The organism is Chryseobacterium sp. C39-AII1, assembly GCF_039672645.1.
Classification (GTDB): domain Bacteria; phylum Bacteroidota; class Bacteroidia; order Flavobacteriales; family Weeksellaceae; genus Chryseobacterium.
In genome coordinates this window covers 348,769-374,787 of the sequence record NZ_JBDFPQ010000003.1, presented here as the reverse complement: position 1 = coordinate 374,787, position 26,019 = coordinate 348,769, and the positions used below count along the sequence as shown (strand labels likewise).

30 protein-coding genes and 1 tRNA gene are annotated in these 26,019 nt (G+C 33.1%); 25 read left to right on the top strand and 6 right to left on the bottom strand.

What is annotated here, in order from left to right; genetic code table 11:
* Positions 1-5 precede the first annotated feature (5 nt).
* The 24 genes from ABEG63_RS07405 to ABEG63_RS07290 all read left to right on the top strand — a co-directional run bounded on the left by ABEG63_RS07405 (position 6) and on the right by ABEG63_RS07290 (position 21,280).
* Complete coding sequence (locus ABEG63_RS07405) at positions 6-2,399, top strand: DUF2235 domain-containing protein (RefSeq protein WP_346583983.1); 2,394 nt, start codon at positions 6-8, stop codon at positions 2,397-2,399.
* A gap of 61 nt (positions 2,400-2,460) precedes the next feature.
* Positions 2,461-3,456: a DUF2931 family protein gene (locus tag ABEG63_RS07400; RefSeq protein WP_346583982.1), complete on the top strand. Its 996-nt coding sequence runs from the start codon at positions 2,461-2,463 to the stop codon at positions 3,454-3,456.
* Positions 3,457-3,484: 28 nt separating this feature from the next.
* Positions 3,485-3,688, top strand: coding sequence for a hypothetical protein (locus ABEG63_RS07395; protein WP_346583981.1), 204 nt, complete (start codon positions 3,485-3,487; stop codon positions 3,686-3,688).
* Positions 3,678-4,016 carry a hypothetical protein gene (locus ABEG63_RS07390; RefSeq protein WP_346583980.1) on the top strand — a complete coding sequence of 113 codons (339 nt, stop codon included), beginning with the start codon at positions 3,678-3,680 and terminating at the stop codon, positions 4,014-4,016. Before ABEG63_RS07395 ends, ABEG63_RS07390 begins: the two co-directional genes overlap by 11 nt.
* Before the next feature lie 58 nt (positions 4,017-4,074).
* Positions 4,075-5,235 (top strand): hypothetical protein, encoded by a 1,161-nt coding sequence (locus ABEG63_RS07385; RefSeq protein ID WP_346583979.1) that lies wholly within the window; start codon positions 4,075-4,077, stop codon positions 5,233-5,235.
* 25 nt (positions 5,236-5,260) lie between these two features.
* Positions 5,261-5,773, top strand: a complete 513-nt coding sequence (gene tssO, locus ABEG63_RS07380; protein WP_267403905.1) for a type VI secretion system TssO — start codon at positions 5,261-5,263, stop codon at positions 5,771-5,773.
* 2 nt (positions 5,774-5,775) lie between these two features.
* Entirely contained in the window at positions 5,776-6,378 is a 603-nt protein-coding gene (locus ABEG63_RS07375) for a hypothetical protein (protein ID WP_346583978.1), read from the top strand.
* On the top strand, positions 6,356-7,051 hold the full coding sequence (locus ABEG63_RS07370; protein WP_346583977.1) for a hypothetical protein: 696 nt from the start codon (positions 6,356-6,358) through the stop codon (positions 7,049-7,051). Before ABEG63_RS07375 ends, ABEG63_RS07370 begins: the two co-directional genes overlap by 23 nt.
* Before the next feature lie 8 nt (positions 7,052-7,059).
* Positions 7,060-7,488 carry a GPW/gp25 family protein gene (locus ABEG63_RS07365; RefSeq protein WP_346583976.1) on the top strand — a complete coding sequence of 143 codons (429 nt, stop codon included), beginning with the start codon at positions 7,060-7,062 and terminating at the stop codon, positions 7,486-7,488.
* A gap of 4 nt (positions 7,489-7,492) precedes the next feature.
* Positions 7,493-9,313 (top strand): type VI secretion system baseplate subunit TssF, encoded by a 1,821-nt coding sequence (locus ABEG63_RS07360; RefSeq protein WP_346583975.1) that lies wholly within the window; start codon positions 7,493-7,495, stop codon positions 9,311-9,313.
* A gap of 43 nt (positions 9,314-9,356) precedes the next feature.
* A complete protein-coding gene (locus tag ABEG63_RS07355; RefSeq protein WP_267403895.1) occupies positions 9,357-9,806 on the top strand; it encodes a hypothetical protein in 450 nt (149 codons plus the stop codon).
* Between the two features lie 17 nt (positions 9,807-9,823).
* Complete coding sequence (locus tag ABEG63_RS07350; protein ID WP_346583974.1) at positions 9,824-11,206, top strand: DUF5458 family protein; 1,383 nt, start codon at positions 9,824-9,826, stop codon at positions 11,204-11,206.
* Between the two features lie 96 nt (positions 11,207-11,302).
* Positions 11,303-11,689: a type VI secretion system tube protein TssD gene (gene tssD / locus ABEG63_RS07345; protein ID WP_267403893.1), complete on the top strand. Its 387-nt coding sequence runs from the start codon at positions 11,303-11,305 to the stop codon at positions 11,687-11,689.
* 122 nt (positions 11,690-11,811) lie between these two features.
* Complete coding sequence (gene tssD / locus ABEG63_RS07340) at positions 11,812-12,198, top strand: type VI secretion system tube protein TssD (protein WP_267403892.1); 387 nt, start codon at positions 11,812-11,814, stop codon at positions 12,196-12,198.
* Between the two features lie 139 nt (positions 12,199-12,337).
* The gene (tssD, locus tag ABEG63_RS07335; protein WP_267403890.1) at positions 12,338-12,724 is read left to right on the top strand and encodes a type VI secretion system tube protein TssD; all 387 of its coding nucleotides are present in this window, start codon (positions 12,338-12,340) and stop codon (positions 12,722-12,724) included.
* A 56-nt stretch (positions 12,725-12,780) separates the two neighbouring features.
* Positions 12,781-14,736: a type VI secretion system tip protein VgrG gene (gene vgrG, locus ABEG63_RS07330; RefSeq protein WP_346583973.1), complete on the top strand. Its 1,956-nt coding sequence runs from the start codon at positions 12,781-12,783 to the stop codon at positions 14,734-14,736.
* A gap of 2 nt (positions 14,737-14,738) precedes the next feature.
* Positions 14,739-15,995 (top strand): hypothetical protein, encoded by a 1,257-nt coding sequence (locus ABEG63_RS07325; RefSeq protein WP_346583972.1) that lies wholly within the window; start codon positions 14,739-14,741, stop codon positions 15,993-15,995.
* Positions 15,976-16,638, top strand: a complete 663-nt coding sequence (locus ABEG63_RS07320) for a hypothetical protein (protein WP_346583971.1) — start codon at positions 15,976-15,978, stop codon at positions 16,636-16,638. The genes ABEG63_RS07325 and ABEG63_RS07320 overlap by 20 nt, the downstream gene beginning before the upstream one ends.
* A 271-nt stretch (positions 16,639-16,909) precedes the next feature.
* On the top strand, positions 16,910-17,230 hold the full coding sequence (locus tag ABEG63_RS07315) for a hypothetical protein (protein ID WP_267404863.1): 321 nt from the start codon (positions 16,910-16,912) through the stop codon (positions 17,228-17,230).
* A gap of 383 nt (positions 17,231-17,613) precedes the next feature.
* On the top strand, positions 17,614-18,264 hold the full coding sequence (locus tag ABEG63_RS07310) for a hypothetical protein (protein WP_346583970.1): 651 nt from the start codon (positions 17,614-17,616) through the stop codon (positions 18,262-18,264).
* A 174-nt stretch (positions 18,265-18,438) separates the two neighbouring features.
* Entirely contained in the window at positions 18,439-18,996 is a 558-nt protein-coding gene (locus ABEG63_RS07305; RefSeq protein WP_346583969.1) for a hypothetical protein, read from the top strand.
* A gap of 942 nt (positions 18,997-19,938) precedes the next feature.
* Positions 19,939-20,415: a hypothetical protein gene (locus ABEG63_RS07300; protein ID WP_346583968.1), complete on the top strand. Its 477-nt coding sequence runs from the start codon at positions 19,939-19,941 to the stop codon at positions 20,413-20,415.
* 70 nt (positions 20,416-20,485) lie between these two features.
* Positions 20,486-20,833 (top strand): hypothetical protein, encoded by a 348-nt coding sequence (locus tag ABEG63_RS07295; protein WP_346583967.1) that lies wholly within the window; start codon positions 20,486-20,488, stop codon positions 20,831-20,833.
* A 96-nt stretch (positions 20,834-20,929) separates the two neighbouring features.
* Entirely contained in the window at positions 20,930-21,280 is a 351-nt protein-coding gene (locus ABEG63_RS07290; protein WP_346583966.1) for a hypothetical protein, read from the top strand.
* An 8-nt stretch (positions 21,281-21,288) separates the two neighbouring features.
* Here the strand turns inward: ABEG63_RS07290 and ABEG63_RS07285 are convergent, their stop codons facing one another.
* The 3 genes from ABEG63_RS07285 to ABEG63_RS07275 form a co-directional block, all read right to left on the bottom strand.
* Positions 21,289-21,591, bottom strand: a complete 303-nt coding sequence (locus ABEG63_RS07285; protein WP_346583965.1) for a hypothetical protein — start codon at positions 21,589-21,591, stop codon at positions 21,289-21,291.
* A 228-nt stretch (positions 21,592-21,819) separates the two neighbouring features.
* Positions 21,820-21,906 (bottom strand) — tRNA-Ser (locus tag ABEG63_RS07280).
* A gap of 56 nt (positions 21,907-21,962) precedes the next feature.
* Positions 21,963-22,979 carry an asparaginase gene (locus ABEG63_RS07275; protein WP_267404873.1) on the bottom strand — a complete coding sequence of 339 codons (1,017 nt, stop codon included), beginning with the start codon at positions 22,977-22,979 and terminating at the stop codon, positions 21,963-21,965.
* Positions 22,980-23,142: 163 nt separating this feature from the next.
* Between ABEG63_RS07275 and ABEG63_RS07270 the strand changes: the two genes are divergently transcribed.
* Positions 23,143-23,820: an RNA methyltransferase gene (locus tag ABEG63_RS07270; RefSeq protein ID WP_346583964.1), complete on the top strand. Its 678-nt coding sequence runs from the start codon at positions 23,143-23,145 to the stop codon at positions 23,818-23,820.
* A gap of 34 nt (positions 23,821-23,854) precedes the next feature.
* Here ABEG63_RS07270 and ABEG63_RS07265 read toward each other — a convergent pair whose 3' ends face one another.
* From ABEG63_RS07265 to tsaD, 3 genes are read right to left on the bottom strand one after another with little or no spacing between them, the layout of a single operon-like run.
* Positions 23,855-24,550 (bottom strand): RsmE family RNA methyltransferase, encoded by a 696-nt coding sequence (locus tag ABEG63_RS07265; protein ID WP_346583963.1) that lies wholly within the window; start codon positions 24,548-24,550, stop codon positions 23,855-23,857.
* Positions 24,551-24,595: 45 nt separating this feature from the next.
* Positions 24,596-25,003, bottom strand: a complete 408-nt coding sequence (locus ABEG63_RS07260; RefSeq protein ID WP_346583962.1) for a hypothetical protein — start codon at positions 25,001-25,003, stop codon at positions 24,596-24,598.
* On the bottom strand, positions 25,000-26,016 hold the full coding sequence (gene tsaD, locus ABEG63_RS07255; RefSeq protein ID WP_346583961.1) for a tRNA (adenosine(37)-N6)-threonylcarbamoyltransferase complex transferase subunit TsaD: 1,017 nt from the start codon (positions 26,014-26,016) through the stop codon (positions 25,000-25,002). The genes ABEG63_RS07260 and tsaD overlap by 4 nt, the downstream gene beginning before the upstream one ends.
* Between the last annotated feature and the right edge of the window lie 3 nt (positions 26,017-26,019).

The window sequence follows — 26,019 nt, the reverse complement described above, 5'->3', positions numbered from 1 at the left end:
AAATAATGAAAATACTAGGAGACATAAGACCTTATACCAACGAAATGTATACCTATACCATGGTTACCAATGCCGGAGCTCCGGTGAAGGTGGCTCTGTGGGAAGTATATTATAAAGGTAGAAGACTGGCGGAAAATGATAAAGGTATTTTCAGGTTTGGGACTAATTTGGGAGCGCTTTCTCTAAAGTTGGTGGCATATGTAAGAAATCCTGATACCAGAAAGCTGGTGGAATATTCTATCCAAATACAGCCATTGATAGGAAAACCCCAACTGCTGAAACTGTATTGGCAGGATATTAACAAAAAAGAAATAGGAAACCGTGAAGTAGCGTATCTGGATAAGGTGACTCTGGTCGTAAAAACCCAGAACATACCGCAGGGAGATAGATTGAAGGTAACCATTTATGAGGATGAATATGCAGACGGGCATGCAGAAAGTTCTCGAGATATGGGAAGCTTATACACACAGCCTGTGACCAAAAACGGTTATGCTTATCTGGAGTTGCAAAACATGGCTTTGTACCAAAAGAAGCTGAACAAGATGGATTATGTTGACGAAGATACTCATGAGTATTATGCAAGGATACAGTATTATAATAAGCTAAATCAGATAGAAGACAAGATTCAGCTGAAGGTGAAAAATGAATTGAAGCAAACTGTACAGCAAGATCTTGGGAACAAACCTCAGAAAATAGGAGAAGTAGAAAGTACCAAGAAAAATAAAAAAGGACTGAATTTTACCTTTGGGGTCTTCATAGATGGTACATTGAACAATATGTACAACACCGAAATGAAGCAGAAAATGGATAGCATGATAGATCCTAAAAAGGCAGCTCCTAGAAATACAACCGGGCTAGACAGGAGTATGAAGCTCTATCAGTTTAAAGAAATTTATAAGCATGGAGATCCAGATTATGGAGAAAGTAGTTATGAGAATGATCTCTCTAATCCTGCAATTCTTTACAAGAATTATATAGCAGATTTCACTTCTATATTTAAAATATATACAGAAGGAGTAGGAACGCATAGCGCACCTAAAGAACAAGGAGGAACATTAACCCAAAAAGATTATAAAGGGGATGATCTAATGGAAGGACCTGCTTTTGGGATGGGAAATGCAGGGATTATAGATAAAGTAAGGAAAAGTATAGTAGATGTAATCAAAAAGATAAATTCAAATACAAATAAAGGAAGAGAGTATCCGGATACTATCACATTTGATGTATTTGGTTTCAGCCGTGGGGCAGCGGCAGCCCGTCACTTTGTACATGTAGTGACTCATCCTGCATACAAACCTGAAAAAACATATGATAATGGTCCTCAAGGATTTCCTTCTGTATGGGATTTGCAGGGACACAGGCTTCCTAATTCCTATGCTGATAAAACATTACCGCCTTTTGGTGTATTAGGTCAGCTTTTGTTGGAAGCTAAATTATTGGATGAACGTACTAAAATAAAGGTGAGATTTGTCGGAATCTATGATACAGTACCACATCATGGAGCTACTCAGACGAATGATATTAAAGACCTAGGATTGAACAGTGTAAATAATGCCGATTATGTGGTGCATATGGTAGCAGCCGATGAGCATAGAGCCTTCTTTGATCTTGCTGATATTTCGTCTGTAAGCAGAAAAAGAGGGGTAGAATTAATATATCCCGGAGTACACTGTGATGTCGGAGGAGCATATGAAGAAGGAGCCGGCAACCATCCGTATAGAATCAATGTTTCCCGAAGTAAAGATGAGCTAGAAATAGAGAAAAAAGAAATTGTAAGACAAGGATGGTTTAAGGAAGATCAGATGTCTGTTCATTTTTATATGTCAGGAATTATTCTTGCTCAAATAGCGGGTAATTTTTACAGATTGGAAGGTTATAAAAAGAAAGTTAGTAATCAGTATAGTTATATTCCGCTTCATTTGATGGCACAATTTTGTGAACGGAAAGGAGTTCCTATAAAGGAATCCGATATTATAAATGTTTATAAATATACATTCACTTCTAATTTTATAGATGATATTCCGAATATAAAATATAAGAATATAGATTTCTTAAACACTATAAAAGCTATCCTTAAAAAATACAGCTTTGAAGGGGGGAAACCTTTGCAGTTTATAGAGCCGCAAATTTATAAGGAACCCTTGTTCAAGTATGAAAAAGGAAGTCATGATGCAGCAGAGTATATTATTGAATATAAAAAAAGATTTATGGAAAAGCAGGCGAAACTGGATGCAGAAATTACAAAGAATAATGAAATATTGAAGTTTCTTCGGTTATATTATCTCCATTGGAATGCAACGTATGGATCTCCTGCAGAAGCTAAAGGAACATGGCTGTCTGGAAAGAATCATCCGAATTTTAAAAACGGAAAAAGAAAAAGAAAAAGAAATGTACACTAAGTTAAAATGGCTGTGTGTCCTGCTAATACTAGTGATACAAGGATGCGAAAAAAATAAAGTCATGGAAAAGCAAGAAAATACAAAGTATAATTATGGGGTAACAGTAACTGCTCCCAAAGGATATCCTATTGAAGTACATGAGGGTTGGTTACAAGATGATAGAAAACAATTTATCTGTGCTATGCCTAAAGCGGGTTTTACAACAGGAAGTTGGATAGTGGATGGAGCTGAGGCAGGTCAAGGAGGAAGTACTATTCCATATCATCTTAATCTTACCTATGTAGCGTATGCGGAAAAAAAATTCTATACGGTAGATGCTGATCTTCCAGCGACTAAAATACTGGAAGCGTTCAGAAAAGGTTTTACAATACAAGGAACAGACTTAGTTGCAGATCATTTGTATAATTCAGTGCATGGTACTTATGAGACTTTGACTATAGGAGCTGCCCCAGGGGGAGTTATTGTGGTTTGGCTATCAGGAAATCATAACAGAGTTGAGATTTGTCGACTTCAGGCGAAAGTGGTTTATGTAGATAAGAATGATTTCATACCTCACCCTAATCCTGATGAAAGTCAGCAGGAATTTTTTGATATAGGATTTAAATATGCTGTTCCTGATAGTATTCAAAAAAGGATTAAAGAAAGAGGTATTTCTTATGGTCTTTGGGATAAGTATCGAGAAAGATTTAATTATCGTTTTGTTTTTAAACCTTATGATGGCAAAGATGTGATTTTGACAAATTTTATTACTTACTATAATGGAGAAAAAGATTTTTTTTTACAACCTGAAGAGATTGCAAAAGGGCAATATGTAGAAAAAGCAATTCCCTATAAAACAGAACCAATGTTTAAAATATATAATACCGAGATCACCTTCAACGATCAGGAAATGTTAAAGGTTTTCGGAGATTTTAAAAAGAATGATCCCGGAAAACCAATGGATATTATTATAAAACCCACCTTTCAGTATAATGATATGAAAGTCTCGGTAAAATGTGGTGATAAAGAAATTCCTTTAGAGAAATATAAAGTAGAAGGAGTTTGGAGTAATGATTAAATAATAACTAGAAAATACAATAAACACAATGAAACAAGCAACATTATTAGCAATAATAAGTATTATTTTCAAAATATTGATTTATATAATTGCTTTTGCTTTAGAATTTATAAACCGTGAATTTATAGCATCTTTTCTTTATCAAATTTTTGATTTTTTTAGCGTGTTATCTTATGCTGGTTTACTTCCATTTTTTATTAAACTTTATAAAAAGCAAAGTGATGAAATTTAATGAAATGTTTGATATCAAAGAATCTGAAAAAGAACTGCCTCAAAAAAAGGAAGAAATGGATGTCGGAAAAAATATAATGATACGCTTAGGAGTTTTGATAGGAGCAATTATATTATTTTTTGTTGTATTGTCAATAATGGATAAACATTCCGGTGCATTAGGTGCACTTTATCTGAGTATGTATTTTTATGGAATATGGCTTATTTACATGGTTTTGGAGACCGTCGTATGGTATGTTTTGAAGAAAAATGAACAAGGCACTGCTAATTTAATTGTGATAATAATATTGGTTCTACTATCTGCATTAACCTTATATAATTTTGCTTGATTTTTAGAAATAAAACAAAAATAACCCTCAATAAAAAAATAAAACAAAAAACAATCCAATGATAGAAAAGTTAAACCATTTCCCAGTCAACTGGATAGACGGGATGAAAATAAATAAAAACCACTTCATCGATGTTCAGAATTTTGTAAACGATGCGGTGAGAGATTCTGTGGGAGTGCATACCTCAATGATTAATTACGGGCTGTTGCCTGTGGAAGATTCCATTAAAATGAGTCTTATTATTGATAATCATAAATTGTTGAGAATAAGGGTAGATGAATGTCATGCCATCACGCCCAGCGGATCACGAATTGATATTGGGCAAGGAACTTCGGAGTCTATTAATTTATCGATTCCTTATCCGGAAGCGACTTACGAGATTAAAGACAACGAAACCATGACGCTGTTGGCTTGTCTTTCGGTCAATCACTTTAAAAGAACACCTTTTGGAGAGCCTGATCCGGAAGAAAATCCGCCGCGTTATCCGTTTACCCAGCCGGAATATTCTCTGAATCTTGTTCCGGAAAAGGAGTTGAAAAATATGTTAGGCTTCGGAATTAACTATTTAACCATAGGTAAAATCTTGGTGAATGCCGGAGAATCAAGGATTGATGACAATTATATTCCGCCATGTGTTACAGCTTCTGCGCATCAAAAGTTGAGAGATTTGTACGGTCAAATCGATAATTTTTTTGGTCAGATTGAATTGTATGCGGTTCAGATTGAGCAAAAAATTCATCTGAAAAAGCAATCCAATGCTTTAGCGTTGATGATGCAGTCTCTCGCAGACAAAACACTGAATTATTTGGGGTTGGAAATCAACAAATTTCGTTGGATGTCGCCTCATGTTTCGCCTGCGCAGATGCTGCTTTCCGTGGTGGCGATGGCGAGAGTGTTGAAGAATTTTATTGATTCAAGATCCGGAGCGGGAAAAGAGGAGTTATTGAATTATTTTGCTGAATGGTGCAACGTAAGTCAAGGGCATTTTGAAACGATTTTTTCGGAGGTCATTAATGCAGAATACAATCATAATCAAATTGATATGGCTGTTGCTAAGATCACAAGATTTATGAAAACGCTTGAAGAATTGTTCTCGGTGCTTAACCGTCTTGATTATATTGGTAAAAAACGTGACGGAAGTATTTTTGTATCAGAAAATACAGACGATAGAGATTCTGTAATTCATGCAAAACGAAGCAGAACTTTTCTTGCAGATTAATAACTTATAAAACACAAATCTAAATATGGAAGTTCTTAATAAAAGAGAAAGAGCAAGAGCCTTTTCATTTTTCATTTTATTCTTTTTAATCACGGTTATCGTGTTGGTAACGGCAGTTTTCTTTAATGCCTATTTCCCTTTTAAAGAAAATAGTTTGCTGAAAACCGAGAATGCCAAAATGAAAAAAGAAATGGAAACCCAGGATAAATTTTCCTTTCAGTTAGAAAAGGTAAAATCTGCGGTAGATTCTATTGGTGTTCCTGGTCAGAACGATTTTTTCAATGAAAAATTGGGATTGTCGATTTTGGCAGATATGTATAAGCAATTGCCTAAAGATACTTTGAAAAATAAAGTGATGTATAATAATACGATCATGACTTTTAAAGATCTTATCGATGCAAAGAAAGAAATCAAGCATCTTTCCGGAAATCAGGCAACAATGGATAGTTTAAGCAAAATAAACGTCGCATTGAAGGCAGAATATGATAAGATGAAGACCGATCTTGAAGTATGTAGACAATTGTATCAGGCTCAATAATTATGATGAGGTTAAGATTATTTTTCACCATTTTTTTCGTAAGCTTCTCTTTACTGATGACGGCTCAGGAGCAGATGGCTGGCAATACCTATGAAAATTCGGCGAATTTTGACTGCGGAATTGTTCAGACTAAGCAAAAGCTACATAATCAATATTTTGCAAGCACACCTGCGATATCGCTTCGCGTAGACAATGTAGAATATGTGTATGCCAATTTGCAGTTCGGAAAAAGAAAAGATAAAATCTTTATGTATATACAAATTGCGGATAAAAATGTTTGTATTGAAAAAGATAAAGTGCTTGATATTTTCTTTAAATCGGGTGAAGTAGTGACTTTTAAGAATGATTTTGCCTTAAACTGCGAAGGATATTTTGCCAAACAATTGAGTAAGAAAGATTATTTAAAATTAAAGGAAAACGAAATTTCCTCGATTAAAATATATGCTTACGAGAAAAATTATGAACTGTATGTAAGTGAAGCTCAAAACTATGATATTGATAATCAATTGAATTGTTTAGCAGCTTACAAAGTGAAAAAAACAGATGAAGTAAAAATTAAAAAACACAAAAAAGAAGAAAAAAATGAGCCCGCTTCCGGAACTTAATCTTGGTCTTGGAATTACAAAAGATCCTCATGCACCCGCTGCGAAAGGTGATGGAGAAATTATTGTGAGAACCAATTCGGGATTAAGAAAGCATATCATTTCAATTGTAATTTCGGATCAGGAAATAGGAAAAATTAATTTGAAAATCGGAGACAAAGAAATTGAAATTCCGACGTATAAATTAACGGTTACGGATGATAAAACCAATGAAACAGAATCTTATCAGGTAACCCGCGACACTTTAAGTTTTACAAAAACTAAGACCAAGAGAAGTATTCTTTCTTTTTTGGGATTTAAAAAATTCGACAAGACATCGTATCTGTACGAAAATATACCTTACGAGCCAACTTTGGAACGTATTGAAAAGTTTGATATTTCAAGACATCGAAAATTATCACATGATGAATTGATTTATTATTTGAAAAGTGAAGATAAAAACATCATGCTGTATGCCGGAGATATTAATGAATTTAAAAAACCGGAAGATGTTTTCCAATATTTTATCGTAGTAGATAAAGAGGGTGGCAAAAGCTTTATTGGAGATATTTTGTACAGAGAAAAATTTTTGAAACTCACACCAAAAGTAGAATTACAGATTATTCGTCGTAAGGAAGTTCCAAAGAATTTTGAATACGATGATAAGGGAAATATTAAAAGAACAATTTATTTATAATCAATCAGATGAAAGGAATTTATTATAAGATCCCGATGGATTTTGAAGGGATTATTCATAAAAAAGATGCCGATAAAATCTCTATCGACAATTCTATCAGTCAGCAGATTTTTCTCGTGGCTACTACCGCTTTGGGAGAATGCAAGTTTGATGAAACCTTCGGTACAGAAATATGGGAGCTGGATTTTGATTTACTGAAAAGCGATAATCAACTGAAAGAATATATTGTAAGCGCATTGAAAAAAGGCATTATAATGCATGAGAAGAGACTTTTTATGGAAGACGTAGAAGTTTCGGTAAGTGATTATAATTTAGGAACTATCGGAAAAAGAAGAATGAAAAAAAAGGTTATAATCTCTGTAAAAGGACAAGTGTTGGAAACCAACAGACCATTTCTATTCAAGAATTCATTTTTTGTAGGACCTCTTTCATATTAAAAGCATGAATCAAGAAAGAATAAAAGACAGAATACTTCGCAGAGCAGCCCGAATGTGGGGATACAACGAGCTTGAGGCCGAGACATCTTTCGATCCCATTGTAAGCTTACTGCTTTCTGCAACAGCTTCGGAGCTTGAAAAATTAGGTTTTGAGCTGGAAAGTTCGCGTTCCAGAATTATTGAGCGGATTCTTGAAATCATGTTTCCGGAAGAGGTTTCGGGAGTGGTTCCGGCAAGATCGTTGATTCAGATTTTTCCATTGGAAAATGGAGGAAAAACATCGGTGTATAATCAATTCAAGACGAGTAAAAGAATTCACAATGTTTTCAATCCAACAGAAGCGACAAATAAAGATATTCTTTTCAGCCCGACGATTGAAGCAGAACTAACGACGGCTAAGATAGAATATATCGCGTATGGAAATATGATGAACAGGGTTGAAAGCTTCTTTTTCAGTGATACAATTGCAAGGAGTGAAAATCATATTCCGTCAGGAGAATTATGGGTAGGAATTAAATGTCCGCAAAATACTGAGCTTAAAAATTTGATGCTTTATATTGACATCAATAATAATTATCAAAGAGAATTATTTTTCTATTATCTGAAGCAGGCGAAAATATTTCTTGGTGATAAAGAGCTTTCGCTTCATGAAGGTTATAATGTGAATCAGGAAGATATTAACCTGGATAATATTATCACGAAAAATTATTCAGATTTACAACATATTTATAATGATGTGAATCAGTATTATTTCGGAAATTTTTTCACTATAAAAGATAAAATCAGCCATCAGGAAAAACCTCAGAATGAGGAACTTTTTACAAAATATTTTGTTGAAAACGAACTGTCAAAAGAGGAAGAGATTATTTGGCTAAAATTTAAATTTTCCGAAGCTGTTGTGGGTGAAGTTCTTGAAAATGTAAGTGTGACGCTGAATTGTATTCCGGTAATCAATACTTATAATGTAAAATCTCATAAAAGAGTCTTTGGAAGGCTGAATATTATTCCGATTCAGTCTGATGATTATTTTCTTGATCTCGATTATGTACGTGATGATTTAGGAAAACGATTTGATATCAAAAATTATTCGCAGGAGAAAACAGGAACGACCGCTTTTTTAAGAAAAGGAGGCGTTTCGAGATTCGATCAGCGAAGTGCTTCTGAACTGTTGCAGTATCTTTTAGAGTTAATTAAAGATGAAACGGCTGCTTTTTCAGGCATTGGAGGAGATTCGGCGACAAAAACGCTAAGGCAGATCAATCAAAATGTGGCGGCTCTGCATCAATTAGCCAAAGAAAAGAAATTTTCTCAAACCAATAATCCTTATCTGATTATTGATGCAGATGCTCAGGAAACGGAAACTTCATGCAACATTTCTTACTGGCTGACTCTCGCGGAAGAAGGAAATGACGTAAAACCTGCAACGGTGCTTACCGTGGAAGATTCTGAAAAATCTGTCTTGGATAAAACTGCTGTGATGATTAAAGGTTCTGTTGGCGGAAGAACAAGTCTTTCGGCACAGGAAAAAATCCTGGAATACAGAAATTCTTTGTTAACGAGAGGGCGAATTGTGACGGTGGCAGATATCAAAGCATTTGGAATGAGCCATTTTAAAAGCACGATTAAAGATATTCAGGTTCAGAAGGGAACGAAGAAAGAAGTTTCATTAAAAGGAGGATTCAGTAGAACGATTGATGTTTTTCTTATTCGAAATTCTGAAAAAGATTTAAAAGAATCTGAATGGGAATTTTTGAGAGAAAGTTTCCTTTTAAAATTACAAAAAGCATCAGCCAATATATATCCATACAGGATTTTTGAAAAGTGATAAATCACTAATAATATTAATACAATTTTTAAACAAAAACACTATGTTAACAAACAAAGGAATTGGTGGAAATGAAGTTCCATTAGACGCAAGTGAGGCGATATTCGAGATCCCTCAAAACAGAACGCTTTTAGCACAGAAATTAACGGCAAACGATCCTGTAAAACCTGAATTGGTGGAAGGATTGAATACCATCGACAGGGTTTTCGAACACTTTAAGCCAGAAGTGAAAGTAGATTTTGAAGATGCCAACGGATCTGTGAAAATGGAAAACCTGAGATTCAAAAACTTAGGTGATTTCGGAACGAAAGGTATTACAGGACAAAGTAAATTTTTGCTGGGTCTTGAGACGGAGAAAGATCAATATCAAAAAATTGTAAAGCAATTGAAAACAAACAAAATTTTGAAAGCCGCGTTGGAAGATCCGGATGCGAAAAAAGCACTTTACGATACATTGCAAAATTTGATTAAAGAACTGGAAGAAAATAAATAATTAAAACACAAAATAATATGAATAATAATAACAAACAGCCACAAACGGCTCCGCAAACTACTGAAACTCCTGTGCTAGAGCAGAAAAAACAAGTTCAGCTAGGCATTGATGATTTAATTGAAAAACTAGCTCGTTATGGAGGTTTTGACCTGCTTGAAACTTCTATCGAGAATGTTCAAAATATTAACCCAGATAGGAAAGCTAGACGAAAAATTTTCTTAACTGAAAAAAGTAAGGAAAAAGAAAGACAAACCTTGAAAAAGACGCTGGAACTTTGGGCAGATGTGATCAATAAGAGCAGTTCTTTAACAGACATGGTGGCAGACTGTGAAACGCAGAGAAAATCTGCTGAAGATCTTTTGGCTAAAAACCTTTCCAGAGCAGTTGAGGTAACGAAAGAATTGGAGGGAAATTACAGAACGGCAGCACTTTTCTATAAAAATACAGAAATAGAAAAAGTAAAAAATATTACGGTGGTAAATTCAACTTTAGATCAGCTGAAAGATCTTGATAACACACGTTTTATTGATACGATTCATGCTGAACTGGCTGATAACTATGATAGATTAGATTTGAAAAGCAATTACGGAATTTTGGTAATTCCGGGGTATTTGGGATCTAATAAAGTCGTTGAAAAATGGGCTAAAATGGCTCATGAAAACAAGGTAATGTTGATTACAGATTTCGAACATCTTGATGAACCTGATGATGTGATGGAAATGTTTGATCAGGCGTACCTTACCGGAGGTGATATTTACAGATCGAATGTTTTGATGACCTGTAACTGGCTCGTAGGCAGAGGAAGATTTGAGGATATTGATGAGCTTGAAGATCTGTTTATTCCACCTTCTGCGGCATTGGCAGGTAAAATCTATAAAACATTGATGTCTCAGGTAACGGCAGGTAAAAAATTCGGAGGAATCAACGAAGTAGAAGGCGTGAGATTCGACCTTAAGAAAAGTGAAATTGCTAATCTTGAAAACCTTGGACTGATCCCAATGGTAAATGAATATGGTAAAGTAATGGCGTTCTCCGGAAAAACATTGTTCAACGGAGATAATTTGGGACTTCAGACCTATTCTGTGGTAAGAGTTTTCGATTATGTAACGAAAGTTTTGATGGATTTCTTAAACAGGAGAGCTTTCGAAAACTTCACAGCCGTTACGAGAAAAGAGATCATGAACCAAATCGTTCGTTTTCTAGACAGTATTACAGGACCTGGAAAACTGATTGAAAACTTCGAGATCAGAAGATTTGAACAAGATCCTATTCAGAAAGATAAAATTCATTTAGACATTCACATGAAGCCTTATTTCCCTGCGAAAAACTTCCTGATTAAAATGGATGGTCATAAAGGAACAGACGGTAATGAATGGGAAACTGAATATGAACAGAAATAATCTGTAAAATTTAATATAAACATCACTTATGTAAGTGTTTACGGCATATTCCATTATTGGTAATATTATTTTTTTTAAACCTTAAAACATTTAATTATGTCATTTAAAGCAAAATTCAAAGTTGCGGGCAAAGAGCGCAACATCATCGCTGTAGATTTCGGAATGCTACAGGAAACAGATCCAACAGGAAGACCTTCTTCTGTCGTAAGAGGAGGGAAAATTCACTTAACTGTTGAAGGAACGGGAGAGACCGATCTTTTTGAATGGATGACGAACTCATTCGAGAGAAAAGACGGAAGTGTTGTATTTTTAAAAAGAGACAGTGAGGCAACGCTGAAAGAGTTGAAATTCAAAGAAGCTTATATTGTAAAGTATAAGGAAGATTTCGATGCATCCAGCCAAAATCCTCTTACAGAAACCTTTGTACTTTCTGCAAAAGAAATCGAGTTGGGAAGTGCAAAACATATTAATGAGTGGGTGTAACTCATGTTTGTGAGTCCAAGAGCCTTTCCATACAATTCATAACCTTTAATATTAGAAAGGCTTGCGGACCTTTTTTTAAAAAAACATAGAAAGAAAATTAACTAAATTAAAAAGTAACAATTATGTCATTTAAAGCAAAATTAAAAGTAGCAGGAAAAGAATATAACGTTTTGAATATCAGCTACGGTTTGTTTCAGGAAACAGACGCAACAGGAAGACCATCTACCGTAACAAGAGGCGGAAAAATAGATGTGGTGGTAGAAGGAACGGGTGCCACAGACCTTTTCGAGTGGATGACCAATTCTTTTGAAAGAAAAGACGGAAGCGTAGTTTTCGTAAAAAGAGATAACGATGCTACCTTGAAAGAATTGAAATTTACGGAGGCTTACTTAGTAAAGCATAAAGAAAATTTCGATGCTACGGGAGAAAATCCTTTAACAGAAGCTTTCACTATTTCAGCAAGAAAAATTGAATTAGGATCGGGAGCTTACGAAAACGAATGGGTATAAAGTTTTCATAAACCGGAAATAGGCTACGGGTAAATGCCTGTTTCCACTTTCAATGAGTGATAGGCAATCTTCGGTGTAAAGCCGCAATATTGCTTATTGCTCATTACCTATTAATTATTAACTCCAAAAAACACAAACTATGTCATTTTTATCAAAATTAGAATTAGACGGTAAAATATATAACATTATTGAATGTAAATATAATTTCAAACAATCTATTGACGGGACAGGAAAACCACAGGGTATGCCTCAAGGTGGCGAAATTTTCCTGAGAATAGAAAGCACCGGAAATCCCGAATTATTAGGCTGGATGCTTGATCATAGCCAGACGAAAGACGGCAAAATTACTTTTTTCCGACGCGATGCCATGAGTAAACTTCAGGAACTTAGTTTTGAAAAGGCCTATTGCATTGATTTTACTGAAACTTTCCACGCATATAATGAAGATCCTTTACAGATTGAAATGCACCTTATTGCAAGAAAATTCGATGTTAATGGAGCTATTCATGAAAAATCGTGGAAATAAGTCTATTTACTTTTTATCAATTATTAAAATTTTATAACCAAAAAAGCACAATTATTATGGAAGAAAACAACAACAATCACGAAGAAGACAGCGAAAAATATTATAACTCCGATTTTGGGAGGCTGAATCATCCTGATGATCTAAAAAAATATTTTTCGATGCGGAGTTTTCAGGATTTTCTGAATGATCCGACCAACCCGATTGTCTACACCACGTTGAGCATGGACGGAAAGCCGTTTCTGGAAAAATCTTCCTTTTCCGTTGAGCTGAACCAGTTTACCAATGAGCATGACACCTTCACGATCACTGTTCCCGACGATGCTTTGGATAGTTTCAAAGGCTATGTGATGGAAAACTCTAAGAATATTTTAGGCAAAACCATTACCATCAATATTCATCGGTATGGCAATATCCGTCAGGTTTTTGTGGGTATTATCGCGAATATTCGAAACCGAAAAGAGAATGGTTACGGAGAACTTTATATCACCGGATATTCGCCGACAATGCTGATGGAAAGTGGAAAAAAATGCCGCAGCTTTGAAGGAAAATCGCTGGAGCAGATCATCAAGGAAATCGTTTCGGAATATCCCGATGAAGCCCATATTTTGGTGCATCATCCCAATACGGAGTATTCGCTTCCATACACGGTTCAGTACAAAGAGTCAGATTATCAGTTTATTAAAAGGCTCGCAACGAGGTTTGGTGAATATTTTTATTACAACGGCCAGCAGCTTTTATTTGGCAATAAAGTGCAGGATATGTTGGATTTGGAGGAAAACAAGAACTTAATTGAAGTTGAGTTTCAAATGAATATCAAGCCACAGAATTTCAGCTATTCGGCGTATGATGTTCAAGTGGGTGAAAATATTGATTATCAGTCGAATTCTGTTCAACATCAATATAAAGAAAATCCGTTTCAGGCGGTGGCGATCAATGCTTCGGAAAGTGTTTACAAAAAGAGATCCGAAATGTTTTACAATCATACCGGAATTTCGAATAATACATCGAGAGAGCTGAAAGATTCGGTGAGAAGGGAGCGCGAAAACCGTGAAAATTTAATTATGATTAAAGGGAAAAGTCGGGATCCGCTTTTGAAAATAGGAGGTTTGGCAAAACTGATCGATATCAATGATAATCCGATGGAAACGTACCGCATCATTGAGCTTAAGCATTATCACGATGGCAATGAATATTATAATGAATTTGTGGGAATTCCGGACTTGGAAAATGCGCCGTATCAGGATTCAGACGCGGTTCCTTTTGGTGAGGAGCAGTCGGCCAGAGTGGTTGATAATAACGATCCTTCGGGTATGGGAAGGGTGAGGGTGCAGTTTCAATGGCAGGAAAGAAAGGGCGAGAAATCGCCGTGGTTGAGGACAAAAACATCCTATGCGGGAGCATCGAGAGGTGATTATAAAATTCCGGAAATAGGTGATGAAGTTTTGGTAAATTTTGAAAGTAACAATGCCGAAAAGCCTTATGTTTCTGGAGCGATGTATAATGGTAAAGAAGTCAGCGGTTATGCGACGGCGGATAATCGTTATAAAGTGCTTCATTCCCGCATCGGAAACCGTCTGATTATGGATGATGAAACGGGAGATGTGACCCTGGAAAGTCAGAAAGGGCAGACGATTGCGGTTTTCTATGGTGACGGAAATATTGACATCATGGCTCCGAAGAATATTAATTTAATGGCTGGAGAAGATGTGAATATTACTGCTGGAAAAAATATGAATACCAATGTCGGGATGAATTCTACAGAAACGGTGGGAATGAACAAATCTGTGGGAGTTGGAATGATGAGTATGGTGGCCATAGGAACAGATTTTATCACCAACGTGATGGGAAAAATGGTGGAATATATCACTGGAAATAAGGAAAGTGAAGTAAAAAAAGGATCTACTATTATTAATAACGAAAAAGGAGTTATGGTAAATAGCAATGGTACGATTATTAAGCAGGCTCAGCAAGAAGTGAAAATTAATAGCGGTGAAAAGTCTAAAAATCATTAATTATGAGTAAAGAAACATATATTGGCGGCAAACTTATAGAGAGAATAGAAGGTGATTACAGGATATTATCTGATTCGGACATTCAATATAACTGTAACCTTTTCGAAGTGGAAGGGATTGATAGAGGATTAACCTATAGTAATCCTGAAGATATTGATTTTGGGAATGCTTTTATACCCATAGTTTCAATTGTTCCCAATAGTAAAGACTATGAGTTTAAAGATAAAGATGGTTATTGGAAATTAGATGTTAGAATTGATAATGACAAAAGATCTCCGAAAATGCAAAGAGTAAGATTAGTTTCTACGAAGTCAAAAGTTAAATTAAAATTTAAAGTAGAAAAAGGGAATAAAACAGCAGATGATGATACAGGAATTATAGTAGCAGATATTTATAATACTTCTAACCAAAAAGCAGAATCAAAAAAAATAAAAACGTCTTATGGAAGCAGTTTTGAAATGGAAATTGACAGTTTTAAGGTAAGCCTAATTAAATTTTATGCAGACGATGATGATTTATATTTTGATGGAGGAATATCTCATGTATTCTGTGGAGGAATAAGAATTGGGGACTGTCAGGATGAGTTAAAAATGCAGACAACAAAAACTTTAAATCTTACACCCAAGCAGAAAGATATTTTTAAATCTACAGTTTTAGTTGAATCATCTGGTGGAGTCAAAGAATTAGAAGATATAGCGTACATTTATCTTAATTTAGTAAATGATTTAGGGTTTGAAAAAGGTATGAGTAGATCTAATGCCTATCTTAAGAAGCAATTTATGTATAAAGTTCATATGTATCGTTTAGGAAACAAAGAATTTGGTGAAGAGATAGGAGAAATTAAGAAGAATACGGCTAGTTATGGAAAAAAAGTTAGCATTTTTTATGAAGAGTATATTAAAAAAGAAGATAGACAACAGGCTCAGGAATATTGTAAATTTATTGATGAAAAAATTCTCTGCGAAAATCCTAAGACTAAATATCTTGGTTGGCATGGGCAAGGGAATAATGTTGCAGATATGCAAATTAATGATGGAATAAATGGTCAATGGGAAACTGCAAGACAATATTATTGGCTACAAAAACAATGTAAAGTTCAAGAAAAATTAGTTGTAGAACTAAAAGGATTTAATCTGAGAAGGATAAATTCAACTACATGTATTTATCATTTAGAGAAAATTATTAAATATTTTAAAGAAAATCCTAGTAAATTTTCTCATCCTGTTAAAGCAATACCATATGATCCCAATGTTTTATAAAAAAGTTATATCTGTAATATTATTAATACTATTTGTTACTTGTAGCAAAAAAACGTCCTCATTAAAAGATGGGAACAATCAACTATCTGAATTGAAGAGTTTTTTAATGCATAACAAAGGCTATCCAATAGACTCTTTTAGAATAAATCTCACTAATGATAATGTTCCTGATTATCTTTTTTTTGATGAAATGGATTATAATAGTCCTATCTTTTTCTTTGACGGAAAAACAGAAAAAAGTATTATCAATGAAAAAAATATAACATCCCGTTTTTTTAGTTTTGATTCTATATATGTAAAATGCAATAAAAAGGAAATTGGATTATTAATTAAAGATAGTAATGGAGGAAGTGTAGGAGAGAATCGTTATTGTAAAATACTAAAATTTAATCCTTTAAAAAATTCAATAAAAACCATTTTTGAATATCCTAGTCTTGTAAGAAATGGAGAAAATATAAGAGAAGTGAATTACATACAAGTATCTAAATCTAAAGAAAACTGCGTAGAAACTATTACTATTTTTAAAGGTGAATTATTAGGAAGTATAGAAGATGAAAATTTAAATATCCGTCCAATAAATAAGATTCCACTTAAAATATTTACATATAATCCCCAAGAGGGAATATTTGAGCAAATGAAATGAATGCTTTGTTGTATAAATATATGTACTCAAGTATAATGAAAATACTTATAAAGACCATTTTTCATATAAGGATTGTATACTTCATAAAAAAATTACACGTGATTCGGGATATGTAGCTATTTTAGTAAGGAAGGAAATATATTCAAATTTAATATAGAAAAAAAATATCCCGAAGAAGCAAAAAATTTAGGTAGTGGTACTTCAATAGTAAAAATTGGAGTGGTGCAGCATCACTAACAAATGATAAAACAGCATCTACAAAATTTGGAATATGGAAAATACAAAGAAAATATTAAAATTAATATCATGTATTTTGATTCTTTCTTGTCATGGTAGTTCTCATCCTAAATATTATAATCGAGAAGGGGAACAAATAGCAGCAAAGGATATTTACATTACTAAATTTAACTTGTATAAATATAAAGGAAATATTGTTTTAGGCTCACCGTATGTAATTGTCAGTTCTAATAATGACGAAAAGCTACTAAAAAAGGAAAATGGAATTTTATTACAAGACTCTATCTTTTCTGAGAAAAAGGTTTGTATTACAACGTTAATAAAATTATTGATACTTGTACATATACAGAAATAAGAAAAAATAAAATTTATAAAGATAAAAGTAACATATATTTTAATACATCAACCACCAATAATAATGATGCTTATTTTATAATGGATTTGGATCCTGTCAAGTCTGAAATACTTCCAGGAAGCTATATTAAAGATATGAGAAGCATCTATAGTTTCGGAGGTGTCAATTGTATTAAAATGGATAGCATATTACCTGAAAAATTTACTGTTTTAAAATTAAAAGATACTATATCAAATAAAGTATTCTATCGTGGTATATTTAAGAAAAATCTCTATTGGAACGAATCAAAAATGAATAGAGAAGAACTAAAGAACCTTCCTATCAATCATAAGCAAAAAGATTCATTACTAAAATCCCTCTTTTAATAGCGTTGAAAAATTTTTATGTGGAAAATATTATTTTATGCAATTTTCTTAGTGATCATCTTTTCCTGTAAAAGACAGAATAAAAATTATAATAATACATTTTTAGTAAAGGATGGTGACGGACAAATATTATTTAAAGCTCCCTATTATTCTAAAAGTGCGAATGACAAAAATTTTTATACAAAAAATGATACTGTATTTTTTAAGGTTGTATATACTTTGAATAATGATGAGTTGCCTCTCAAAGATGTTATAGATATTAATACATTTGTCTTGATTCCCAGTACAGAAGCAGAGAAAAAAAAGATCAATAATATTTATTATCAGAATAATCCGTTTTATAATTATTTTAAAGACAAAAATTACGTCTACATATATGATGATAATTCTTCCAAGCCCAGATTTTTTCAGGTAGGTAGTAGTTCGAATTATAATCTTCTAGGAGGAGCTTATTTAGAAGTTAATAATAAAATTTACTGGAGAGGATTAGAGGTTGTAAAAGCCGATATCAATTCATTTAAAGTTATGAAGGTTCAAAAAAACAAATCTGAATGGGAAGCTTCAATTGGTATTGATCAAAATTATTTGTACAGTGGTAATATCATTATGACATTAAAGCAATTTAATGAAAATTACTTGTGGGAAGAGAATCAAAAAAAAAATTACTAAAAAGATTTGAGAAGTACAGGTAAGGGAAACAAATGTAAGTTTTCTAAAAAAGGCATTAAAGAAGGAATCTAGTTACTTTCTTTATTTTGGAAAAATAATACACCTTTATAAAATTAGAAAACCTTTTCAAAGAGTAAAAGTTTTCATTTTATTTATGAAATAGGTGATGAAGTTTTGGTAAATTTTGAAAGTAACAATTCCGAAAAGCCTTACGTTTCGGGAGCGATGTATAATGGAAAGGAAGTCAGCGGTTATGCGACGGCGGATAATCGTTATAAAGTGCTTCATTCCCGCATAGGAAACCGTCTGATTATGGATGATGAAACGGGAGATGTGACCCTGGAAAGTCAGAAAGGGCAGACTATTGCAGTTTTCTATGGTGATGGAAATATTGACATTACGGCGCCGAAGAATATTAATATTTCGGCGGTAGAGAATGTGAGTATAACTGCCGGAATGAATATTACTTCTAATGCAGGCATGAATATTTCTGAAACTGCAGGGACAAGCCATAGTAGTTTTGCGGGTGGTATGATGATTCAGAATGCGGTGGCGGATTATTCTTTGATGGCTGCTAATATTATGGAAGTGGCACAGGGGGAACGAAAATCTAGAGCGAAAGAAGTTACCGATCAATCTAAAGAAAAGAAAATCATATCTGAAAATAAAAACGAAGTTCATACAAAAGGTACTTTTGATAATAATAGTGGTGAAAATTCTAAAATGCATTAAGTTATGGAAGGAGGAAAATTACGAGAATAGTTGGAGGTACGAACAGTATTGTCACAGTTATTTATTTACTGATATACAATTCAAAAGTAAAAAATATATATATAATTTTAATACAATTAATTACTATTGGTACTCTGTCCGCAATGGATGACTATTACCTTACCAATCTTATTGTTTGTGTTCCTACATTTTTTATTTTACAATATTTTTTTCTATATCGCTACAATGATTTTTTATGAAAAGTAAAGTTGGTTTGAATAATTGCATATGAAATATGAATAAAAAGAAAATATTCTTGATTTTATTATTCGTTCTTACTTCATGTCACAATGAGTGGGTATTTCGACCAGAGATTCGAGGTACTATATTGAGCTTTGATTCTAATAAGCCATTGTTAAATGCGAAAAATAGAAACAGTACCAATATAAAGTGAACCAGTAGATTATACCACTTCTAAAAGTACAGGAAGATTTATTTTAACCAAAATATCTTCTGAAAGCTGGACTTTTTTAGGAATGGAAAAACCAAAAGGCTCTGCATTAACAAATAAGATAGTTATAAAAGCAGATGGGTATGCAAACGACACTGTGGACTATACAACTTACTCATCTAAAAATAATGTGATTGATCTCGGAGAAATTTTCTTGAAAAGGAAAAATTAATATTAGAAGTTCTATATTGAATCTAATTATTTTTTAAGACGTGCCGCGGCTGAAAAAGATGTTTTGAGTTTATTGTGGTTTAAAAAAATTAAAATATTGTAAAGTTATTATTGTTTTATTTTCCATAAAGAACAATATTATAAGGACACTATATCTAGTATTCAAATTCAAAACGGAGAAAAACAAAAGGAACTTTTTAAAGGTGATACAATATTTATATTAAAGAATAAGGTTAAAGATTCTATTCTTAAAATTAACGGGATCATAATATATTGAACGTATGAAATTATCAAAACAGCTATTAATTTTCATCTATATTTTTAGTATTAATTTATTTGTAAGCTCATGTCAAAAAAATACAATAAAAAGTAAGAATAGAGAAATTGTTGATTATTATAATGGAATAGTGGTAGATGAGAATAAAAAACTCATTAAGAATGTTGAGGTTAAAATGTATACTGTAGATCAGGAGAAGGGAACTATAGTTAAGGATATAAAACCTTCAATAACCTATACAAACGATAAAGGATATTTTAGAATAAATGATAAGTCAATAGATATTTTGCATGTCCAAACAGAAATAAAAATGCTTGTTTTTAATAAAAAAGGTTATCAATTAGATAGTATTCCCACAAATATTGGCACTTCTAGCTATAGACCAAAATATGATGATTTTGAAGGATTGTTTTTCATTTTTAAAACTCCTGATACTGTTACTCTTCATAAATGTATTGATGAGTATCGAAAATTGAAATAATATTATGAAACTGCTACTATATTTTTTTACAATTATCTGCTTTCTCGGATGCACTAGAGAATATATTGTAATGCCGAATGTAAAAGGTAGAGTTTATTCCAAAGTAGATAAAAAGCCAATAAACGGAGTAGAATTTTTCGTAAGTAAATTTGCTATTAATAATTTTGATACAATCAAAACAGATGAAAAAGGTAGGTTTTTGGTGTTTGGTTGGTTTGAAAACAGTCATTCCAATGTTAGAAAATATGCGCCTATTGTTCAACAAGTTTTCTTTTTGAAAAAGGATCAAACTTATAAATACATCAACGTGAAAAAATATTATAATAAAGAGGATTATAATAAAAAAGATACAATTGATTTAGGCATAGTTTATTTTGAAGATTTAAAAAGTATAGAAAAAGATTCTATTCCTGAGTAATTTATAATTAAGAAGTTACTTTAAAAGATAAAATGAGAATGGTTATAGCAGAAAGAGATGTTTTAGGCTTAATATGGTTAACAAAACTAAACTAAAATGATTAAAACAATCTTTTATTTATTCGTAGTGAATATTTCCCTATCCTGTGTTAAAGATACTAAGAGAATAGGAATGAATTGCTATGTATATGACTTTGATACTAAGAAACCCATTAATAATGTTGAAGTATGTCAATTAATAAATGATGAAGAACAAATAATAGCAAGAACATCAATAAATGGAAATTTTAAGGTACAAGAAGTGACGAAATTGAAATTAGGAATGGAGAGCCATAAATTAGCAAACTTAATCCTTTTAAAGAAGGAAGGATATGTCACAGATACTATAGAAACATATGGTAATAAAAATGATTTGTATCACGAAGATTCTATATTCCTTAAAAAATAATTTATCTATTAAATAAAGTTCAAATCGATCAAACTATTCTCAGGATATGATTCATCATAATAGAGAACTGTAGATTCCTGCATTTTAAAATATATCATCACACTTTCTACAGTATAAGGTAATGTTATTTCTTTATCATATTGAATTCCATTTACTTGGTATTTTAACTTTATGAAAGTAACAATATTTTTAGGATTGTAGAAAAAAGCATTTTTTATCACATAAAAAGGAACAAAAAGATTAATAAAATCTTGAAAATTAGTTGGATTAGAAGTTTGCTTTTCTTTTATCTTTATTATTGAATTTATCAAATCTATTTTTAATGGAGTCCATTTTTAAGCAAATAATCAATTTGAGATTGCTTTATTTTTTGATCTGAAGTTTTGTTTACATAGTATATCGCAATATAGCAGAGTAATAAAACTGTACAAAAAATTAATAACAGGTAAAAATTTTTCATCGAATGCATTTTAAGAATAAAGGTAATAATATTCTCAAATAAAAAAGTCTTACAAAATAATTTGTAAGACTTTGATTTGCAGAGAGGAAGGGATTCGAACCCTCGATACAGTTACCCGTATACTACCTTTCCAGGGTAGCTCCTTCAACCACTCGGACACCTCTCTTTATTCGAGACTGCAAAAATAGAGTATTTTCCCGAATCTGCAAATAATAAATTCAATTACTCAGAAATTTCTCCACAAAGGCTTCTGGCAAAGTTATCGGCGAAGCTTCCGTGGTAATTCGGGTTGTCGATTAAGTGCATGGCTTTGGTGATCGCGCTTTCCGCAGTAATATCTGTTCCGCTGATGGCGCCGATTCTTGAAAAAATATTACTGTTTTCATATTTTCCAAACGAAATACCTCCTGAAATACACTGACTTACCACCACGATTTCCGTTCCGTTATTTCGGATTTGCTGAAGCGTCTCTACCGTTTTTTCACTGCTGAAAATCGTTCCTGAACCGAAAACCTGAAGAATAAGAACTTTCATTGTCGGAATTTCTTTAAAATGATTCAGATTCATTCCAGGGAAAATTCTCCAGAAAATAATATCTTCCGAAATATGATCGTCTACATGAAATTCAATTCTAGGATCACAACGATGCAAATTATCTTTAATAATATTTAAATGAACTCCCGATTGCCCAAGAATAGGATAGTTCGGACTTGAATAGGCATCAAAATATTCCGCAGAATATTTCAGAGTGCGGTTTCCCCTCAATAATTTATATTCAAAATAAATCGCAACTTCCTGAATAACCGCATCATTTTGCTCATACAGACTGGCGTAATACAAACTCGTTAACAGATTTTCTTTTGCGTCCGTTCTTAAATCTCCAATAGGAAGTTGTGAACCTGTCAAAATAACGGGTTTAGTCAAACCTTTTAGCATGAAACTTAATGCAGATGCAGTATATGACATGGTGTCTGTTCCGTGAAGAATCAAAAATCCGTCATATTTCTGATAATTTTTATGAATGTAATGAGCAATCACTTTCCATTCCTCAGGTCCCATGTCTGAAGAATCCAGCGGCTTTTCAAAAGGATGAACGAAAACTTCACATTCCATCAGTTTCATTTCGGGCATTTTCTCAAAAATATTTCCAAAATCAAAGGCGCGGAGGCTTCCGGTTTCATAATCTTTTTCCATACCAATGGTTCCACCAGTATAAATAAGCAGGACTTTACGTTTCATTTTTTACTTTTATTAAAGAATTTGAATTTCTTTCAGGTTCAGAATTTCAAAATTACGTTAATTTGCAAAGATTTGAAAATGAATGAAACGCTAATGGCAAAATTGTCTAAAAATTAAGTCATTCCCAGAAATGTTTCATTCAGCTATTGAAAAAAATAACTAAATGCAGAAAGATTTAGAACAGACGTTTGAATATTTAAAACAGTTTTTAACCGAAGAAAGATTACAGAAAATAGATCATTTTTCTCAGGAAAGTTCAGATTTTGTGCTTCCGGTGGTAGAAGATGTGTATCAGTTCAGAAATGCAGCAGCTATTGTGCGTTCGACGGAAGCTTGTGCGTTTCATAAAGTAGTGGCTTTGCAGGAAGAGTATAGTTTTGAACCCAATCTTCGCGTAACAAAAGGTGCCGATACTTGGGTTGAGGTAGAAAAACTTCCCCGAAATATGGAATCTTTTCAGAAAATAAAAGACCGAGGATACAAAATTGTAGCTGTTTCGTTGGAAAATAATGCGAAAATGCTTCCCGAATACGAAATTACCGAACCTATTGCCTTAGTTTTTGGAACTGAAATGGAAGGGGTTTCTAAAGAAATTCTTGAGTTTGCAGACGAGACGTTAGCGATTCCGATGTATGGTTTTACGAGAAGTTTTAATGTTTCGGTGGCGGCTTCGATCTGTATGTATGAACTGAAACAGAAATTGATAAAATCAGGTATTGATTATAAATTGAATGAAGAAAAGCTGTTAAGAATGAAAATTCTTTGGGCGGTTAATTCAATGAGAAGCGGACAGCAGATTTTTGAAAAATATCTGAGAGAAAATAATATTGATTGGAAATAATGAAAAAGGAGACTGTTATTAAGTCTCCTTGTTTTTATATCAAATTGTAATAATTCCACGCTGCGACAAAGATTCCTGCCGTTTCCGTTCGTAATCTTTGATTTCCTAATGAAACTGCTTTTACATTATTTTCAGCCAAAAACGAAATTTCTTTTTCCGAAAAATCTCCTTCAGGACCAATAAAGAAAGTTATATTTTCCAATGTTGGAATTTCTTTCAAATCAATTCTTTCTAAATTCTCATGACAATGCGCCACAAAAGTTGTTTCCGGATTAGTTTTCTTCAGAAAATCCTGAATTTTAATAATATCATTAATAACAGGAAAATGAAATCTCAAACTTTGCTTTGAAGCAGCAATAGCTTGTTTTTTCAGTTTATCGATGTTGATATTTTTCCTTTCTGTTTTTTCGGTTTGCAGAATGGTAATTTCTGAAATTCCCATTTCCACGGCTTTTTCTACAAAAAACTCAATACGGTCAATATTTTTAGTCGGAGCAATCGCAATATGAAGTTTTGAACTGAAATTTGGTAAATCTGTCTTTATTTCAGAAACTTCAATATTGGCCTTTTTTCCTTCAATCATTAATGTTCCGGAAGCCAGATTTCCCTTTCCGTCCGTTACATGAATTTCCTCGCCATTTTTCATTCGAAGAACTTTTACAATGTGTTGTTGCTCTTCATCGTTGATGATTGCTTTTCCGTTATTTATTTCTCCAAAAAAAAGTTTCATAGGTAAAATATTTAGAATCTGCCTGAATTTTATTTAAAAGAATTCTTAAAAGTAAATTTCATTATCGCTTAAAAATGCCACTCCCGTTTTTATCGTCGTGTAAATATCACCCTCGCAATCACGATAAGTACACGCATAAATTTCTTCAACCCAAAGATTATTTAGGAAAATAAGATTCAGGTATTCTTTTTTTCTTAAATTATTTTTAATCGATAAATAATCACCTTCTTTTGGTTCATATTCAAAACTAAAAACGTTCTCTGAGTTTATTTTTTCAATAATTTCTTCTTTGATATTCTGAATAAATCCTGTTTCTGAGCCGATCATGCCGAAATCTCCGTCAAATTCTTCATTAACTTCGTTTTTCCCTATTATGGTTTCTAAAACCCAATAATATTTTGAATTCTTTTTAGAATGCTTTTCGAGTATTTTTTCTTCTAACAGTATTCTCATAAATCGTATTTTGACGTGGCAGAGGTTCTCAAATCAGTAAATTCGCCTCTCTCAAATTTCAATTGTGCCACCATGGCAATCATTGCGGCATTGTCGGTTGTATATTCAAACTTAGGAATATAGATGTTCCAGCCCAATTTTTCGTGATTGTTCTGCATTACTTTTCGCAATTCAGAATTGGCAGAAACACCACCGGCAATGGCAACTTCTTTTATATTTAAATCTTTTGCCGCTTTTTCCAGTTTAGTCATCAAAATTTCGATAATGGTTTTCTGTACAGAAGCACAAAGATCAATTAAATTATTTTTAATAAAATCAGGGTCTCTTTTAACTTCTTTTTGTATAAAATATAATACAGAAGTCTTGATTCCGCTGAAAGAATAATCATAATTCTCTAATTTTGGTTTATTAAATTTAAAGGCATCAGGATTTCCTTCTTTTGCCAGTCTGTCGATAATCGGACCTGCTGGATAATCTAAATCGAAGATTTTTCCGATCTTATCGAATGCTTCTCCGGCCGCATCATCAGTGGTTTTTCCAATGATTTCCATATCAAAATAATCTTTCACCAAAACAATCATCGTGTGCCCACCACTTACCGTAAGACATAAAAACGGAAATTTGGGCGGCATAGGATTTGCATCCTCAATGAAATGTGCTAAAATGTGCGCCTGGAGGTGGTTTACTTCAATTAACGGAACATCTAAACTCATTGCCAATGACTTAGCAAATGAGGTTCCTACAAGAAGCGAACCTAAAAGTCCGGGGCCACGTGTAAATCCTATAGCAGAAATTGCATTTTGTTGTATATTTGCTTTGGTTAAAGATTTTTCAACAACGGGGATGATATTCTGCTGATGTGCGCGCGATGCCAGTTCAGGAACTACACCGCCATATTCTTTATGGATTGCCTGAGTCGCAGCGATATTCGAAAGAATAGAATTTCCCTTGATGATAGCTGCTGATGTATCGTCGCAGGACGATTCAATACCTAAAATTATAGAGTCGCTCATAAT

Bases quoted from the DNA above. Each gene is read 5' to 3' on its own strand.
- ABEG63_RS07405 (WP_346583983.1), top strand. From the start codon at position 6: ATGAAAATACTAGGAGACATAAGACCTTATACCAACGAAATGTATACC.
- ABEG63_RS07400 (WP_346583982.1), top strand. From the start codon at position 2,461: ATGGAAAAGCAAGAAAATACAAAGTATAATTATGGGGTAACAGTAACT.
- ABEG63_RS07395 (WP_346583981.1), top strand. From the start codon at position 3,485: ATGAAACAAGCAACATTATTAGCAATAATAAGTATTATTTTCAAAATA.
- ABEG63_RS07390 (WP_346583980.1), top strand. From the start codon at position 3,678: ATGAAATTTAATGAAATGTTTGATATCAAAGAATCTGAAAAAGAACTG.
- ABEG63_RS07385 (WP_346583979.1), top strand. From the start codon at position 4,075: ATGATAGAAAAGTTAAACCATTTCCCAGTCAACTGGATAGACGGGATG.
- tssO (WP_267403905.1), top strand. From the start codon at position 5,261: ATGGAAGTTCTTAATAAAAGAGAAAGAGCAAGAGCCTTTTCATTTTTC.
- ABEG63_RS07375 (WP_346583978.1), top strand. From the start codon at position 5,776: ATGATGAGGTTAAGATTATTTTTCACCATTTTTTTCGTAAGCTTCTCT.
- ABEG63_RS07370 (WP_346583977.1), top strand. From the start codon at position 6,356: ATGAGCCCGCTTCCGGAACTTAATCTTGGTCTTGGAATTACAAAAGAT.
- ABEG63_RS07365 (WP_346583976.1), top strand. From the start codon at position 7,060: ATGAAAGGAATTTATTATAAGATCCCGATGGATTTTGAAGGGATTATT.
- ABEG63_RS07360 (WP_346583975.1), top strand. From the start codon at position 7,493: ATGAATCAAGAAAGAATAAAAGACAGAATACTTCGCAGAGCAGCCCGA.
- ABEG63_RS07355 (WP_267403895.1), top strand. From the start codon at position 9,357: ATGTTAACAAACAAAGGAATTGGTGGAAATGAAGTTCCATTAGACGCA.
- ABEG63_RS07350 (WP_346583974.1), top strand. From the start codon at position 9,824: ATGAATAATAATAACAAACAGCCACAAACGGCTCCGCAAACTACTGAA.
- tssD (WP_267403893.1), top strand. From the start codon at position 11,303: ATGTCATTTAAAGCAAAATTCAAAGTTGCGGGCAAAGAGCGCAACATC.
- tssD (WP_267403892.1), top strand. From the start codon at position 11,812: ATGTCATTTAAAGCAAAATTAAAAGTAGCAGGAAAAGAATATAACGTT.
- tssD (WP_267403890.1), top strand. From the start codon at position 12,338: ATGTCATTTTTATCAAAATTAGAATTAGACGGTAAAATATATAACATT.
- vgrG (WP_346583973.1), top strand. From the start codon at position 12,781: ATGGAAGAAAACAACAACAATCACGAAGAAGACAGCGAAAAATATTAT.
- ABEG63_RS07325 (WP_346583972.1), top strand. From the start codon at position 14,739: ATGAGTAAAGAAACATATATTGGCGGCAAACTTATAGAGAGAATAGAA.
- ABEG63_RS07320 (WP_346583971.1), top strand. From the start codon at position 15,976: ATGATCCCAATGTTTTATAAAAAAGTTATATCTGTAATATTATTAATA.
- ABEG63_RS07315 (WP_267404863.1), top strand. From the start codon at position 16,910: ATGGAAAATACAAAGAAAATATTAAAATTAATATCATGTATTTTGATT.
- ABEG63_RS07310 (WP_346583970.1), top strand. From the start codon at position 17,614: ATGTGGAAAATATTATTTTATGCAATTTTCTTAGTGATCATCTTTTCC.
- ABEG63_RS07300 (WP_346583968.1), top strand. From the start codon at position 19,939: ATGAAATTATCAAAACAGCTATTAATTTTCATCTATATTTTTAGTATT.
- ABEG63_RS07295 (WP_346583967.1), top strand. From the start codon at position 20,486: ATGCCGAATGTAAAAGGTAGAGTTTATTCCAAAGTAGATAAAAAGCCA.
- ABEG63_RS07290 (WP_346583966.1), top strand. From the start codon at position 20,930: ATGATTAAAACAATCTTTTATTTATTCGTAGTGAATATTTCCCTATCC.
- ABEG63_RS07275 (WP_267404873.1), bottom strand. From the start codon at position 22,979: ATGAAACGTAAAGTCCTGCTTATTTATACTGGTGGAACCATTGGTATG.
- ABEG63_RS07270 (WP_346583964.1), top strand. From the start codon at position 23,143: ATGCAGAAAGATTTAGAACAGACGTTTGAATATTTAAAACAGTTTTTA.
- ABEG63_RS07265 (WP_346583963.1), bottom strand. From the start codon at position 24,550: ATGAAACTTTTTTTTGGAGAAATAAATAACGGAAAAGCAATCATCAAC.
- ABEG63_RS07260 (WP_346583962.1), bottom strand. From the start codon at position 25,003: ATGAGAATACTGTTAGAAGAAAAAATACTCGAAAAGCATTCTAAAAAG.
- tsaD (WP_346583961.1), bottom strand. From the start codon at position 26,016: ATGAGCGACTCTATAATTTTAGGTATTGAATCGTCCTGCGACGATACA.